This window comes from Streptomyces sp. NBC_01450, from assembly GCF_036227505.1.
Classification (GTDB): Bacteria; Actinomycetota; Actinomycetes; order Streptomycetales; family Streptomycetaceae; genus Streptomyces.
Genome location: NZ_CP109480.1, coordinates 6,816,179 through 6,830,451, shown reverse-complemented (window position 1 = coordinate 6,830,451; position 14,273 = coordinate 6,816,179). Strand labels below are relative to the sequence as shown.

11 protein-coding genes are annotated in these 14,273 nt (G+C 69.8%); 8 read left to right on the top strand and 3 right to left on the bottom strand.

The genetic code is table 11. The features are described from left to right. Positions 1–134 precede the first annotated feature (134 nt). Positions 135–398 (bottom strand): WhiB family transcriptional regulator, encoded by a 264-nt coding sequence (locus OG568_RS30530; RefSeq protein ID WP_003975777.1) that lies wholly within the window; start codon positions 396–398, stop codon positions 135–137. Positions 399–1,104: 706 nt separating this feature from the next. Between OG568_RS30530 and OG568_RS30525 the strand changes: the two genes are divergently transcribed. From OG568_RS30525 to OG568_RS30510, 4 genes are all read left to right on the top strand, one after another. After that, entirely contained in the window at positions 1,105–1,593 is a 489-nt protein-coding gene (locus tag OG568_RS30525) for a cysteine dioxygenase (protein WP_266413396.1), read from the top strand. Positions 1,594–1,635: 42 nt separating this feature from the next. Continuing rightward, the gene (cofD, locus tag OG568_RS30520; RefSeq protein ID WP_329533855.1) at positions 1,636–2,595 is read left to right on the top strand and encodes a 2-phospho-L-lactate transferase; all 960 of its coding nucleotides are present in this window, start codon (positions 1,636–1,638) and stop codon (positions 2,593–2,595) included. A 68-nt stretch (positions 2,596–2,663) separates the two neighbouring features. Further along, positions 2,664–3,962 (top strand): coenzyme F420-0:L-glutamate ligase, encoded by a 1,299-nt coding sequence (locus OG568_RS30515; protein WP_329536503.1) that lies wholly within the window; start codon positions 2,664–2,666, stop codon positions 3,960–3,962. A gap of 86 nt (positions 3,963–4,048) precedes the next feature. Further along, positions 4,049–5,062, top strand: coding sequence for a DNA-3-methyladenine glycosylase family protein (locus OG568_RS30510; RefSeq protein ID WP_266413392.1), 1,014 nt, complete (start codon positions 4,049–4,051; stop codon positions 5,060–5,062). Positions 5,063–5,403: 341 nt separating this feature from the next. Here the strand turns inward: OG568_RS30510 and OG568_RS30505 are convergent, their stop codons facing one another. Both OG568_RS30505 and OG568_RS30500 read right to left on the bottom strand, forming a co-directional pair. After that, positions 5,404–6,486, bottom strand: coding sequence for a nucleotidyltransferase family protein (locus OG568_RS30505; RefSeq protein ID WP_266582790.1), 1,083 nt, complete (start codon positions 6,484–6,486; stop codon positions 5,404–5,406). A gap of 119 nt (positions 6,487–6,605) precedes the next feature. Next, a complete protein-coding gene (locus tag OG568_RS30500; RefSeq protein ID WP_329533854.1) occupies positions 6,606–7,940 on the bottom strand; it encodes a peptidoglycan recognition protein family protein in 1,335 nt (444 codons plus the stop codon). 129 nt (positions 7,941–8,069) lie between these two features. Between OG568_RS30500 and OG568_RS30495 the strand changes: the two genes are divergently transcribed. The 4 genes from OG568_RS30495 to OG568_RS30480 all read left to right on the top strand — a co-directional run bounded on the left by OG568_RS30495 (position 8,070) and on the right by OG568_RS30480 (position 14,242). Beyond that, complete coding sequence (locus tag OG568_RS30495; RefSeq protein ID WP_266413385.1) at positions 8,070–8,825, top strand: TIGR03089 family protein; 756 nt, start codon at positions 8,070–8,072, stop codon at positions 8,823–8,825. 252 nt (positions 8,826–9,077) lie between these two features. Beyond that, on the top strand, positions 9,078–10,388 hold the full coding sequence (locus tag OG568_RS30490) for an LCP family protein (protein ID WP_329533853.1): 1,311 nt from the start codon (positions 9,078–9,080) through the stop codon (positions 10,386–10,388). A gap of 245 nt (positions 10,389–10,633) precedes the next feature. Next, positions 10,634–12,376, top strand: a complete 1,743-nt coding sequence (locus tag OG568_RS30485) for an LCP family glycopolymer transferase (RefSeq protein ID WP_329533851.1) — start codon at positions 10,634–10,636, stop codon at positions 12,374–12,376. 141 nt (positions 12,377–12,517) lie between these two features. Beyond that, on the top strand, positions 12,518–14,242 hold the full coding sequence (locus OG568_RS30480; RefSeq protein ID WP_329533849.1) for an LCP family protein: 1,725 nt from the start codon (positions 12,518–12,520) through the stop codon (positions 14,240–14,242). Positions 14,243–14,273 lie beyond the last annotated feature (31 nt).

Sequence of the window (14,273 nt, the reverse complement as noted above, 5' to 3'; positions counted from 1 at the left end):
GACAGCGGGACGTCTCGGACGAGGGCCCACACTAACGGCTGGGCAACACAGCGGCCCGCCGCCTGTGGATAACCCACCTGCGACGGGCCGTTCTTACCTGCCGGTATCGGTACGGAGGGGTGCGCTCCGTGCGGTCAGACGGCGGCCTTCTTCAGCCTTCGACGCTCGCGCTCGGACAGACCGCCCCAGATGCCGAACCGCTCGTCGTTGGCGAGCGCGTATTCCAGGCACTCGGAGCGGACCTCACAGGCGAGACAGACCTTCTTGGCCTCGCGGGTGGAGCCGCCCTTCTCGGGGAAGAAGGACTCGGGGTCGGTCTGGGCGCACAGCGCGCGCTCCTGCCAGCCGAGTTCCTCGTCCGCGTCGTCGACCAGCAGTTGCTGCACCAGCTCGGTCATGTGCGCCCCTCGTCTGTCTTTCGCGTCCCCGTGATGCTGCCGTTACCGATTTCGGCTGAACGACACGAGTGAAATTACAAGTGTGCCGATCCGGGCCAGTCAAGCCGAGATCTGCTATTGGGCCCCTTATTCACTCTGCGGAACCAAGGCTATGCGGAAAGTGTTCAAATCGGCATAAACCCTGACACCCTCAAAGGTCCCGACCGGACTTCCGACCCGCTACTGAGGAGGACGCCCAGAAGTTCGATCTCGTTCCGACACGGACTCCGAAGCGAACCGGATCACATTTGGATCACGGGATCGCATCGAGGTTTGCGCGCCCGGTTGTGCGCCATGTGTCCGGGGTGACCCCAGAGCAAACCTTTCGCCATACAGCTGAACCGGATGAGGTGAAACATTTCCCACATAGCGGACATGAAGTTGACAGTCGAGGTGTGAACCGATGTCCTTGTGGGCATGCTCGCGAACTTGGCACTCACCTCGACCCGCACCGCCGGGTCCCACGGTGCTGCCCTCGCTCGCTGTAGCTGTTGTTGCTGTCCCAGCTGTTGAGCCGTACCGCGCTCCGGCTGCCTCGCCGCCACTGAGGCGAATCCCCGCCCCGCCCACGGGGCGATCGCCCGCACCAGGGCACCCTCCCCGTCCGTGACCCGGACGGCAACGGCCCCGCGACACCCCAGCTCTCCGCCGAGGAACCACCGCACCCATGAACAGCGACAGCGACCTCCAGATCGCCGGCGACATCCTCGAAGTACCGCACCTGCTCCAGCCGCCGCGCGAGCACCCCTCCACCGTGGCCGAGTTCGTCGGCCTGGCCCGTTCCATCGCCGCCGACCGCTCCCAGTGGGAGCACCTCGTCCAGTACGACGCGACCACCCGCTGGTACCACCGGCTGAGCACCGGGCCCGGCTACGAGGTGTGGCTGCTGTCCTGGGTACCCGGACAGGGCAGCGGACTCCACGACCACGGGCGCTCCTCCGGCGTACTCACCGTCCTGGAGGGCGCGTTGACGGAGCGCACGGAGCGCGACACACGCGCGTTGGGGGCAGGATCCCAGCGGGTGTTCGCGCCGGGGTACATCCACGAGGTCGTGAACGACTCCCTCGAACCGGCCGTGAGCCTGCACGTCTACTACCCGGGTCTCACCGAGATGCCGATGCACGCGGCGCGGTGCGCCGTCGCCGAGGTCCAGTAACCGCCTCACGCGTTGTCGTACCCGCCTGCCAGACTGAACCCCATGCGCATTGTGGTTCTGGCAGGCGGTATCGGTGGTGCCCGGTTCCTGCGTGGTCTCCAGCGGGCCGTGCCGGACGCGGACATCACGGTCATCGGCAACACCGGCGACGACATCCATCTCTTCGGCCTGAAGGTCTGCCCGGACCTCGACACGGTGATGTACACGCTCGGCGGCGGCATCAACGAGGAACAGGGCTGGGGCCGGACCGACGAGACCTTCCACCTCAAGGAGGAGCTCGCGGCCTACGGGGTCGGGCCCGAGTGGTTCGGGCTCGGCGACCGCGACTTCGCGACACACATCGTGCGGACACAGATGCTGAGCGCGGGCTATCCGCTCAGCGCGGTCACGGAAGCCCTGTGCGACCGCTGGAAACCGGGCGTCCGGCTGATCCCCATGTCCGACGACCGCGTGGAGACCCATGTCGCCGTCGAGATCGACGGGCAGCGCAAGGTGATCCACTTCCAGGAGTACTGGGTGCGGCTGCGGGCCTCCGTGCCGGCCGAGGCCGTGGTGCCGGTCGGCGCCGAACAGGCCAAGCCCGCGCCGGGTGTCCTGGAAGCCATCGCGGAGGCGGACGTCATCCTCTTCCCGCCGTCCAACCCGGTCGTGTCCATCGGCACGATCCTCGCCGTGCCCGGCATCCGGGAGGCCATCGCCGACGCGGGCGTGCCCGTGGTGGGCCTCTCCCCCATCGTCGGCGACGCGCCCGTGCGAGGCATGGCCGACAAGGTGCTGGCAGCGGTCGGCGTCGAGTCCACGGCCACGGCGGTCGCCGAGCACTACGGCTCCGGGCTCCTCGACGGCTGGCTCGTCGACACGGTGGACGCGTCCACCGTGGAGCAGGTCGAGGCAGCGGGGATCCGGTGCCGGGCCGTGCCGCTGATGATGTCCGACCTGGACGCCGCGGCGCAGATGGCGCGCGAGGCGCTGACGCTGGCGGAGGAGGTGCGGGCGTCTTGAGCGGACAGCCTTCTCCGGCTTCCCCCGAACAAGGGCATGCGGATGACAAGGGGGCGGACGCCTCCGTCATCCCTCCCGGTTACCGGGTCTGGGCGCTACCCGGGCTCCCCGAGGTCCGACAGGGCGACGACCTCGGCAAGTTGATCGCCGTCGCCGAGCCCGGGCTGGTCGACGGGGACGTTCTCCTCGTCACCTCGAAGATCGTGTCCAAGGCCGAGGGACGTCTGGTCGAGGCTGCCGACCGGGAGGCCGCCATCGACGCCGAGACCGTACGGGTCGTGGCGCGCCGGGGGTTCCTGCGGATCGTCGAGAACCGGCAGGGGCTCGTGATGGCCGCCGCCGGGGTCGACGCCTCCAACACCCCCGCCGGCACCGTCCTGTTGCTGCCCGAGGACCCCGACGCGTCCGCGCGGGCCATCCGGGACGGGCTGCGCGACACCCTGGGGGTCGACGTCGGCGTCGTGATCACCGACACCTTCGGGCGGCCCTGGCGCACCGGACTCACCGATGTCGCCATCGGCGCCGCGGGCGTACGGGTGCTGGACGATCTGCGCGGCGGCACCGATACGCACGGCAATCCGCTGAGCGCCACCGTCGTCGCCACCGCCGACGAGCTCGCCGCCGCCGGTGACCTGGTCAAGGGCAAGGCCTCCGGACTGCCCGTCGCCGTCGTGCGCGGGCTGCCCCATGTGGTCGCCGAGGACGACGAGGAGGGGACACGGGCGATGGTGCGGGGCGCGCGCGACGACATGTTCCGGCTCGGCACCTCGGAGGCCGTACGAGAGGCCGTGACCCAGCGGCGTACCGTACGGGCCTTCACCGACGAGCCGGTGGATCCGGGCGCCGTGCGGCGGGCCGTGGCCGCGGCGGTCACCGCTCCCGCGCCGCATCACACCACTCCCTGGCGGTTCGTGCTCCTGGAGTCCGAGGAGTCCAGGACCCGGCTGCTCGACGCCATGCGGGACGCGTGGATCGCGGATCTGCGGCGGGACGGCAAGAGCGAGGAGTCGATCGCCAAGCGGGTGCGACGCGGCGATGTGCTGCGCAACGCGCCGTACCTCGTGGTGCCGTGTCTCGTCATGGACGGTTCGCACACGTACGGCGATCCGCGGCGGGACGGGGCCGAGCGGGAGATGTTCGTGGTCGCCGTCGGCGCGGGTGTGCAGAACTTCCTCGTCGCGCTCGCCGGGGAGCGGCTGGGATCCGCGTGGGTGTCGTCGACGATGTTCTGCCGGGATGTCGTACGGGACGTGCTGGAGCTGCCGGAGGGGTGGGATCCGATGGGGGCCGTGGCGGTCGGACACGCGGCGGAGGAGCCCAGGGCTCGGCCCGAGCGGGATGCCGGGGCGTTCTTCGAGGTGCGGTGAGCGTGGTGTGCGTCGAGAGTCGGGTGTTCTCAGAGGCCGAGCGCCTACTCTCGTAGGGCACCCCGAGTTTCCCTAGGACTCCTTTCGTGGCAGGACGTTTCGCTCCCCGGCCGACGCGTACGACTGTGCGCGGCGGGCATGTCGCCGTGCCCGCCGATGCCCCCGGCGGAGTGCCTCGGCAGGCGGTCGCACCTGGCCGTACGCGGACGTGGACACCGCCCTGGCCGCTCGATCTCGGGCTCGTGCTCGGGCCGCTGCGCCGGGGGCCCGGCGATCCGACCTTCCGCGCGACGCCGGACGGGGCCGTGTGGCGGACCAGTCGGACACCCGCCGGGGCCGGGACGCTGCGGGTCTCGGCGCGGGACGGGGTGGTGCGGGGCGAGGCGTGGGGGCCGGGGAGCGCATGGCTTCTCGAACAGCTCCCCGAGATGCTCGGCGCGGCCGACGATCCCGATGTCTTCGAGCCCCGTCACCGGCTGGTCGCCATCGCGCGGCATCGGCGGCCGGGGTTGCGGCTGACGCGTACCGGGCTGGTGCTGGAGTCGCTCATTCCGTCCGTTCTGGAGCAGAAGGTCACGGCGGACGAGGCGTATCGGGCGTGGCGGTTGCTCGTACGGAAGTTCGGGGAGCCGGCGCCGGGGCCCGCGCCGGAGCGGATGTCCGTCATGCCGGAGCCGCGGACGTGGGCGTTGATTCCCTCCTGGGAGTGGCATCGGGCCGGGGTCGACAACAAGCGGGCGTCGACGATTCTGCGGGCCGTTCGGGTGGCGGGGCGGCTCGAGGAAGCGGTGGGGATGGAGCCGGGGGCTGCGCAGGCTCGGCTGGAGCTGGTGTCCGGGATCGGGCCGTGGACCTCGGCGGAGACCGTGCAGCGCAGTCACGGGGCGGCGGATTCGGTGACCGTGGGGGATCTTCATCTGCCGGGGATCGTGGGGTATGCGCTGGCGGGGGACCGGGATGCGGACGACTCCGTGATGCTTTCGCTGTTGGAGCCGTATGCCGGGCAGCGGCATCGGGCGGCTCGGTTGATTCTGTTGTCGGGGCGGACGCCTGCGCGGCGGGCGCCGCGGATGCCGCGAGGGGATATCGGGCGGTTGTAGTCGCCCCCGGGTGCGGGCCGGGAGTCTCTCGCCCCCGCCGCCCCTACCCGTCCCATCCCCAGGGGCTCCGCCCCCGCACCCCCGCGGGGCTCCGCCCCCGCACCCCCGCGGGGCTCCGCCCCCGCACCCCGCCAGGGGCGCTGCGCCCCCTGGACCCCCGCCTCGCCCGAAGGGCTCGTCCTCAAACGCCGGACGGGCTGAAGACCCGGGGTGGGTGGGGGCATCGGCCCCCAGCCTCGTCCTCACACGCCGGACGGGCTGAAGATGCGGGCCAGCGCTCTTGAGGGGCGCGGGGAACTGCGCGACCAGCCCCCACGCACCCGCACTTCTGTCTCTGCCGGCTACTGGTCCGACGAGAAGCGGAGCGCCCCCGCCGGGATTTTCGCCTCACACCAGACTCTTACGCCCTCGCGTAGCTCGTTGTCGGGGCCGACCACCGCGCCGTCGCCGATGACCGTGCCGGAGAGGACGGTGCGTTCGCCGATGTGGGCGCGGGCGCCGACGAGGGAGTCGGTGATGACGGCGCCCGGTTCGACGACCGCGCCCGACAGGATCGTGCTGCCGGTGATGCGGGCGCCCTCGCCGATGTGCGCGCCGTCGCCGACGACCGTGCCGCCGGTCAGTTTGGCGTCGGGGGCGACCCTGGCCGTGGGCAGGACGAGGCGGTCCCCGCAACGGCCCGGGACGGCCGGGGAGGGGGCGCGACCCAGGACGAGGTCCGCGGAGCCTCGTACGAAAGCCTGGGGGGTGCCCAGGTCCAGCCAGTAGGTGGAATCCACCATGCCCTGGAGGTGGGCTCCGGTGGCGAGGAGGTCGGGGAAGGTCTCGCGTTCCACCGAGACCGGGCGGCCCTCGGGGATCGTGTCGATGACCGAGCGGCGGAAGACGTACGCCCCCGCGTTGATCTGGTCGGTGACGATTTCCTCCGGGGTCTGCGGCTTCTCCAGGAACGCCGTCACACGGCCCGTCCCGTCCGTGGGGACCAGGCCGTACGCCCGCGGGTCCTCGACACGGGTGAGGTGGAGGGAGACGTCCGCGCCGGTCGTCTCGTGGGTCGCCACCAGGGCCCGGATGTCCAGGCCCGTCAGGATGTCGCCGTTGAAGATCAGGACCGGCTCGTCGGGGCCGGAGTGGAGACGCGCGGCCACGTTGCGGATCGCGCCGCCCGTGCCGAGGGGCTCCTCCTCGGTGACGTACTCGATGTGGAGGCCCAGCGCGGAACCGTCGCCGAAGTACGGCTCGAACACCTCGGCCAGGTAGGAGGTCGCCAGGACGATGTGCTCGACGCCCGCCGCTCTCGCTCGCGCCAGCTGGTGCGTGAGGAACGGAACCCCGGCCGCCGGAACCATCGGCTTGGGGGTGTTCACCGTGAGCGGGCGCAGTCGGGTGCCTTTGCCGCCGACCAGGAGGATCGCTTCTGTCACCTGTCGTCTCTGCTTCCTGCCGGGACCGGCCGAAGGGTGATTCGGCCGGTCAGTTTATGCAGTCCGTAGTAAGAGGCCTTCGACGGCAGTGGGGTGTCCTCGATGGCTCCGCGCAGACCTCACCGGCCTTGGTAGCGGGCCGCGGCCGTTCTGGCCGAGCCGAGTTTGCCGTACAGGAGCCTGCCCGGGCACTCCGTGGCGAACCCGTCCCGATGGCCGGAGATCACATTCAGTCGTACGTTCTTACCTTTTCGGTAGAGATTGCCACCGCCGGACTTCAGGTATGTCTTGCCGCGCGGATCGGCTCCGTAGAGACCGAGTTTCCATGCCGTGAGCCGCGCGACAGCGGTCACCGCGGCCGCGGACGGCTTGGTGTTGTGGAAGCTGCCGAGGACCGCGATCCCCATGGTGTCGCTGTTGAAACCGCGGGTGTGGGCGCCCATGACGGCCTTCGCCACGCCCCCGGCGCGGCCTTCGTAGATGTTTCCGCACTTGTCGACGAGGAAGTTGTAGCCGATGTCGCGCCAGCCGCTGCTCACTACGTGGTACCGGTAGATACTGCGGATGACCGAAGGGGCTTGGGAGCAGCGGTAGTTGTTGCCCGAGGCCGTGTGGTGCACGAAGGCGGCCTTCACCTTTTTGGTGTACACGAAACCGCCCTCGCGCAGGTTCTCGTCCGCCCCCCAGCCGCGCCGGGTGACGATGCGTGGGCGTTCGCCGATGTACGGCTTGACGTTCGGGGCGCCCTGGCGGGTGGCCGGGACCTCGCGCTCGGTCTCGGCCCTGGACAGCGCCTGGATCTCCGTCGCGCCGAACGGGGCGAGATCGGCGTTGGTGGCGTAGGTGGCGTAGGTCTCGGCGCTCTCCGCGACCGCGAGCCCGTCGCCCGTCAGCGCGCCCCGGAGTGCGGGCCCCGCGCCGGGGTCGACGAGTTCGAGGTGCATGCCCCTGGGAAGCGGCGACTCGACGGCTGCCGTGGCTCTTTCGTCCACCTGCGCCTGGACGCGGACCTCGACCCCGTCCGAGTCGCCCACCCACAGCGGCGCGGTGGAGCCGCGTACCCGGCCCGAGCCGCCCTCGGCGGTGTCCGGGTCGGCCGCGTGCTCGCGGTTGTGGGTCTCGATGTCCTGCCAGCCGGACCATCGGCTGGCTCCGGTGGCGCGGGTACGTACCTGGACGCGACCGCGCAGTTCGGCGTCGGGGTCGTCCCAGACGACGCCGACCAGCGAGAACGACCGTACGCTCCGTCTGCCGAGGCCCTGTTCGGGCGCGGCGGGACCGAGCGAGCGGTCGCCGGAGAGCGGGACCAGAGGGAGGGACTGGGTGCTGCCCGGCACGGCGGGGTCGGTCCTCGCCGCCTGGGATCGGGCCTGTGCCGGGGCGGACAGGGCCAGCGGAAGGGTGAGGGCGGCCACGCAGGTGGCGCCGACCGAGGAAGCAAGGAATCCACGCATGCCCCCGATCGTGGACATAGCCATACATATCTGTCTATTGCGGATTTGACGGACCGTCGGGTCACACTCGGCCGAACCGGTGGCGCGGGTGCCGCGTCCCGCCGGATGCCCCCGCGTACGCTTGCGCGCGTGAACGCCACCGACCGCACCCCTGCCGACCTGCTGCGATCCGCGCTCGCCGCGGACCCCGCGCGCCCCCTGGTGACCTTCTACGACGACGCCACGGGCGAACGTGTCGAATTGTCCGTCGCCACCTTCGCCAATTGGGTGGCCAAGACCGCCAATCTCCTCCAGGGCGAGTTGTCCGCCGAGCCCGGCGACCGGGTGGCGCTGCTGCTGCCCGCGCACTGGCAGACAGCGGTGTGGCTGCTCGCGTGTTCCTCGGTGGGGGTCGTCGCGGATGTCCGGGGCGAGCCCGGTGCCGCCGACATCGTCGTCGCGGGGCCCGACGCGCTCGAGGCCGGGCTCGCCTGTTCCGGCGAGCGTGTCGCCCTCTCGCTCGCGCCGCTGGGGCGCCGCTTCCCGACGCCGCCCGCCGGGTACGCCGACTATGCCGTCGAGGTGCCGAGCCAGGGCGACCGCTTCCAGCCGTACGCGCCGGTGGACCCGGAGGAGGCCGCGCTGATCGTCGCCGGGGCCGAGCACACGGGGGCCGAGGTCGTCGAGCGGGCCCGGGCGGAGGCGGCCTCGCTGGATCTGACGGGGCCCGGGTCGCGGATCCTGTCCGCGCTGCCGTACGACACCTGGGAGGGGCTGAGTGCGGGCTTGTACGCGCCGCTCGCCTCCGGAGGGTCCGTGGTGCTCTGTCGTCATCTGGAGCAGCTCGGCGAGGACGCGCTGGCCAAGCGGATCGAGAGTGAGCGGGTGACCTCGACGGTTCGGTAGCCGCCGGCTGCCTGTCGGGGGCGGGGCCGTGGGGCCGGTCGCGCCCGCCGTCCCGCTGTGGAGCTCCTGGAAGCCGTGAGCACTAAAGCGGTTCAGTGCTCACGGCTTCCGGCACACCCGTCAGAACCCCGCGCCCTGCCCCGGACGAGTCCCATCACCCGTTCGGCCCCTCATCTGCCGCCCTCGCCGACCCTCCGAGCCATGGTCGTAAGAGCACCGCACGCTCGCACGCCATGAGGGGTGGACTCCGACGTGACCGACAGCGCAGGGCCGGGAGCGGGGGCTTCGCCCACCGGTGCCGGGCTCACACGGCGGCGACGGCGACGCTGGGTGCGGTACTCGGCGCTCGGTGTCGCCGTCGTGGTTCTCGGTGCCGTCGGTGTCGGCTGGGCCGCGTACGAGAAGCTGAGCCGGAACATCACGTCGGACGAGGCCGCCGCCGCCGAGCTCGCCCGCTACGAGAAGGAGCGGCCCACCGCGCTGGTGCGCGACGCGCAGAACATCCTGCTGATCGGATCGGACTCGCGGTCGGGCGACGGGAACAAGAAGTACGGCCGGGACTCCGGAACCGAGCGCTCCGACACCACGATCCTGCTGCACCTGTCCGCGAACCGGCGCAGCGCCACCGCCGTCTCCCTGCCCCGCGACCTGATGGTGGACGTGCCGAGCTGCCGGCGTCCGGACGGCAGCCGCACCCAGCCGATGTTCGCGATGTTCAACTCCGCCTTCGAGGTGGGTGGTTCGGCGTGCACGATCCGGACCGTCGAGAAGCTCACGAACATCCGGGTCGACCATCACGTGGTCGTCGACTTCCATGGGTTCAAGGACATGGTCGACGCCGTGGACGGCGTGGAGGTGTGTCTGAAGGAGGCCATCAACGACAAGGCGGCCAAGTTGAAACTGCCCGCCGGCAAGGTCGTGCTCGACGGCGAGCAGGCCCTCGGCTACGTCCGCGCCCGCAAGAGCATCGGCGACGGCAGCGACACCGACCGGATGGAACGCCAGCAGCTGTTCCTCGGCGCGCTCGTCAACAAGGTTCAGAGCAACGACGTCCTGCTCAATCCGGTACGGCTCTATCCCGTACTCGACGCGGCCACTTCGTCGCTCACCACGGACCCGGATCTGGCGAGCCTGCGTGGGCTGTACGACCTGGTCCGCGGGATGCGCAATATCCCTACGGAACGTGTCCAATTCCTGACGGTGCCCAGGACGTCGTACGCCTACAACGCCAATCGCGACCAGCTCGTGAAACCCGCGGCCGACAAACTCTTCGCCCTGCTGCGCGCGGACGGTCCGGTGACGGTCTCCAAGGACCTTCCGACGGACCCGCCGAGCGCCCTTCCGACGAGCCTTCCGTCGAGCCTTCCGACGGACCATCCGACGGATTCCCCTGCGAAACGCAAGAACTCGTACGAGGGCGGTCACGAAGGTACGTACGACCCGGCATTCGACTACGAAGAGGAGTCGGACGACAACGGGAAGTCGAGGGGAAAGCGGCTCGCCGCTCCCTCACCCACGCCGACTTTCCGGGGGAACACGGCGGCCGAGGACGCCTGCGGGTAAAGCGCGCACCAAGGCGGGAAGTGCGAAGCTAAGAAGTCTCTGAGAAATAGGGCGGATTGCCCAGTTGTAGGGACGTGGAATTTGTCACCGTCGTCGCTCGACCCGGAACCGGCCGGATAGTGTGAGCGATCCGGTGCACCCGGCCACGAGGTCCATCCTGGGGGTCGCGCACTGCTTGACCGAGACCCGAGCGCTCTTTGAGGGGGAAGGGCGCCGCGTGGCCCCGACGGAGGATTCAGACAACCGTGGACGCGCAAGGCCGTGGGCGGGCGGACAACATCGATCCCGCAGACCAGTGGGTGCTCAACCCGAACACCGGCGAATACGAACTGCGACTGACCCCTTCCGCTCCGCAGTCGGGAGTCCCGAGACCGCGTCGGGGTACCCCCGCGAACGCGGGACCGGGAGCGGGGGCACGCGCACGTAGGGCGCCGGAACGAGAGAGTCCGGCGGCGCCCGGCCCTGAGGTGCCCGGGCCGCGCCGACGCCGTGGCGCGCCGGCCGAGCCGCCACCGGGCCGCCGCAAGGGGCGGCCGAAGCCGAAGAAGTCGAAGGCGAAGAAGATATTGCTGTGGACCGGCGGCACGATGGCCTTCGTGCTGGTCGCCGTCTCGGCCGCGGGATATCTCTACCTCAAGCACCTCGAGGGCAACGTCAGTACGACGGACGTCGGCAGTGCGGGCAAGAACGGCTTCAGCAAGGACGAGGCCTTCAACATCCTGATCATCGGCACCGACAAGCGCACCGGCGCGGGCAACGAGGGCTACGGCGACAAGGGCAGCGTCGGGCACGCCGACACCAACATCCTGCTGCATGTCTCCAAGGACCGTACGAACGCGACCGCGTTGAGCATCCCGCGTGACCTGATCGTCGACGTGCCCGACTGTCCGACGGTGCAGCCGGACGGCTCCACCAAGGTCATCCCGGGCACGCAGAACGTCCGCTTCAACACGAGCCTGGGCCAGGACGGCCGCAACGCCGGCTGCACGATGCTCACCGTCAAGGCGGTCACCGGCATAGCACCCGACCACTTCATGATGGCCGACTTCAACGCGGTGAAGACGCTGACCAGCGCAGTCGGCGGCGTCGACGTGTGTGTGGCGCACGCCGTCAACGACAAGGAGTCGCACCTCAAGCTGCCCAAGGGCACGTCCACGGTCGAGGGCGAGCAGGCCCTCGCGTTCGTACGGACCCGGCACAGCTTCGGCAACCAGGGCGACCTCGACCGCATCAAGGTGCAGCAGCAGTTCCTGGGCTCGCTGATGCGCAAGATGGCCTCCGGCAACACCCTCAGCAACCCCCGCAAGCTGTTCAGCCTGGCCGAGGCCGCCACGAAGGCGCTGACGGTGGACACGGGCTTGGGGAAGGTCAGCACGCTCAAGGACGTGGCCCTGGAGCTCAAGAGGGTGCCCCCGAAGAACATCACCTTCACCACGGTGCCGGTCCTCGACAACCCCGCCGAGAAGGTCAAGGCGACCGTCATCGTGAACCAGGCACAGGCCCCCGAGGTCTTCGACGCGATCAAGAACGACGTCTCCTTCACCGCCGTGAAGCAGAAGGAGAAGAAGGAGAAGGCCGCGGTCGCCGCGCGCCTCAAGGGCACCCGCTCCGCCGCGGCCGACATCCGCGTCGACATCTACAACGGCGGCGCCCCGGCAGGCAGCGCACAGGAGACTCTTAACTGGCTGCAGAATACTAAGGGCGTGTCCAAGTCCACCCAGCTCGGTAACGCCGACGCAACACTGAGCAAGACGACCCTGGAGTACTCTCCCGACCAGGCCGATCAGGCGCGCAAGCTGGCGGATCTCATGGGGCTGTCCGCCTCGGCGTTGAAGCCTGGCAAGAGCGAGACGAACTCACAGGGTCTGCCCGCGATCGTGCTGACCCTGGGCAAGGACTTCAAGGGCGCCGGAGTGTCGCTGACCACTCCGACCAAGGCACCTGAGGTCGACAAGTCCACGGCGGACAAGACAGTGTGCGCCAGTTGATGACCTAACGGGTCCGTCAGACGTCTAACAGGACGCGGGGGCGTCCGGGCCGGACGCAAGGGGTGTCCGGCCAGACGTGCGCGTCCAGCCGGACGCGGGACGGACCCGTTTGTCAAGCGCAGGGTGGGGAGGGGCAGGGAGATGGTGCGAAGCGGTGTGCGTGGTGAGGGGGCTCGACCACGTGTCCGACAGGCCGACGATCTGGGCTGGAACGACAGCCTCTACGACGAGAACGGCGATCCCGCCGACGGAGGCGGAGCTTCCGGCGGCAAAGGTGGCGGCGCCACCGACAAGGACAGCGGCTCCACCAGCAGTCGGCACAGCGGTGGCGGCGGGCGTCGGCGCGGGGGCGGCGACGGCGGGCACCCGCGACGCAGACGCCGCATACTGCGCTGGTCGGCGTCGGTTCTGGCGGTTCTGATACTTGGCACCGCGGGTGCCGGTTACCTCTACTACCAGCACCTGAACGACAACATCAAGAAGGACGACCTGAACCTCGGCGACGAGAAGGACCGGGCGGCCAAGAGCAAGGCGAACGCGGCCGGGCAGACCCCCCTGAACATCCTTCTGATCGGCTCGGACGCCCGGGACACCAAGGAGAACCAGGCGCTCGGCGGCGCCAAGGACGACTTCAACGCGCCCCCGCTCGCGGACGTCCAGATGCTGCTGCACCTCTCCGCCGACCGCAGCAACATGTCGGTGATCAGCATGCCGCGCGACACGCTGCTGAAGATGCCCAAGTGCACGGACCCGGACACCAAGAAGGTCTACCCGGCGACGGTCGGACTGGTGATGACCAACATCTCGCTCGGACGCGGCGGCCCGGGCTGCACGGTGGCCACCTGGGAGAAGCTCACCAAGATCCACATCGATCACTTCATGCAGATCGACTTCTCGGGTGTGGTGTCGATGGCGGACGCGATCGGCGGCGTCCCGGTCTGCGTCGACGCCAACATCTACTCCAAGGACAGCCAGGGCCACGGCTCCGGGCTGAAGCTGAAGAAGGGCACGACCTCCGTCAAGGGCACACAGGCCCTGGCCTGGCTGCGGACGCGGTACGGCTTCGAGGACAACACGGACATCTACCGGACCAGGGCCCAGCACCAGTACATGAACTCGATGGTCCGCCAGATGCGCGAGAACGCCACGATCAGCAACCCCGGCAAGCTGCGCAGCCTCGCGGAGACGGCCACCAAGGCGCTGACCGTCGACAAGGGCCTGGGCAGCGTGCTGAAGCTCTACGACCTCAGCAACGAGCTCAAGAAGGTCGAACCTAAGCGCATCACGATGACCACGATGCCCTGGCAGTGGGCCGTGTCGGACAGCAACCGCGTGGAGCCCAAGCCGGTCGAGGCCGAGCAGCTGTTCCGTCTCGTGCGCGAGGACGTCGCGCTCGACGGCAAGGACAAGAAGAAGGCGACCGCGGTGAAGGCCTCCACGGACCCGGCCGCCGCGGACGACCAGATCGGCGTGACCGTGCAGAACGGCACGCGCACGACCACGCTGGGCCCGGTCAGCGGACGCGCGCGCACGGTGTCCCAGCTGCTCGTGGGCAAGGGCTTCACCAAGGCCGAGGCGGACACCTCGACGGCGACCGTCGAGGGGACGACGGTGATCCGCTACCCGAGCGCCGATCTGCAGGGCGACGCCCAGGCGGTCGCCAAGGCGCTGGGGGTCCCGCTGAGCGCGGTGAAGAAGTCGACGGACGTCTCGGGCGTCACGCTCGTGGTCGGCGCCGACTGGCGTGACGGTACGACGTACAAGGCCAAGGCGCAGGACAACACGACACCGGAGTCCGCGGACGTGCTCAACGGCGCCAAGGCCGACGCCTGCATGCACGTGAACAAGAACTACATCTGGTCGTAGGCGACCACACCTGGCCGTAGGCCGGTCGGCA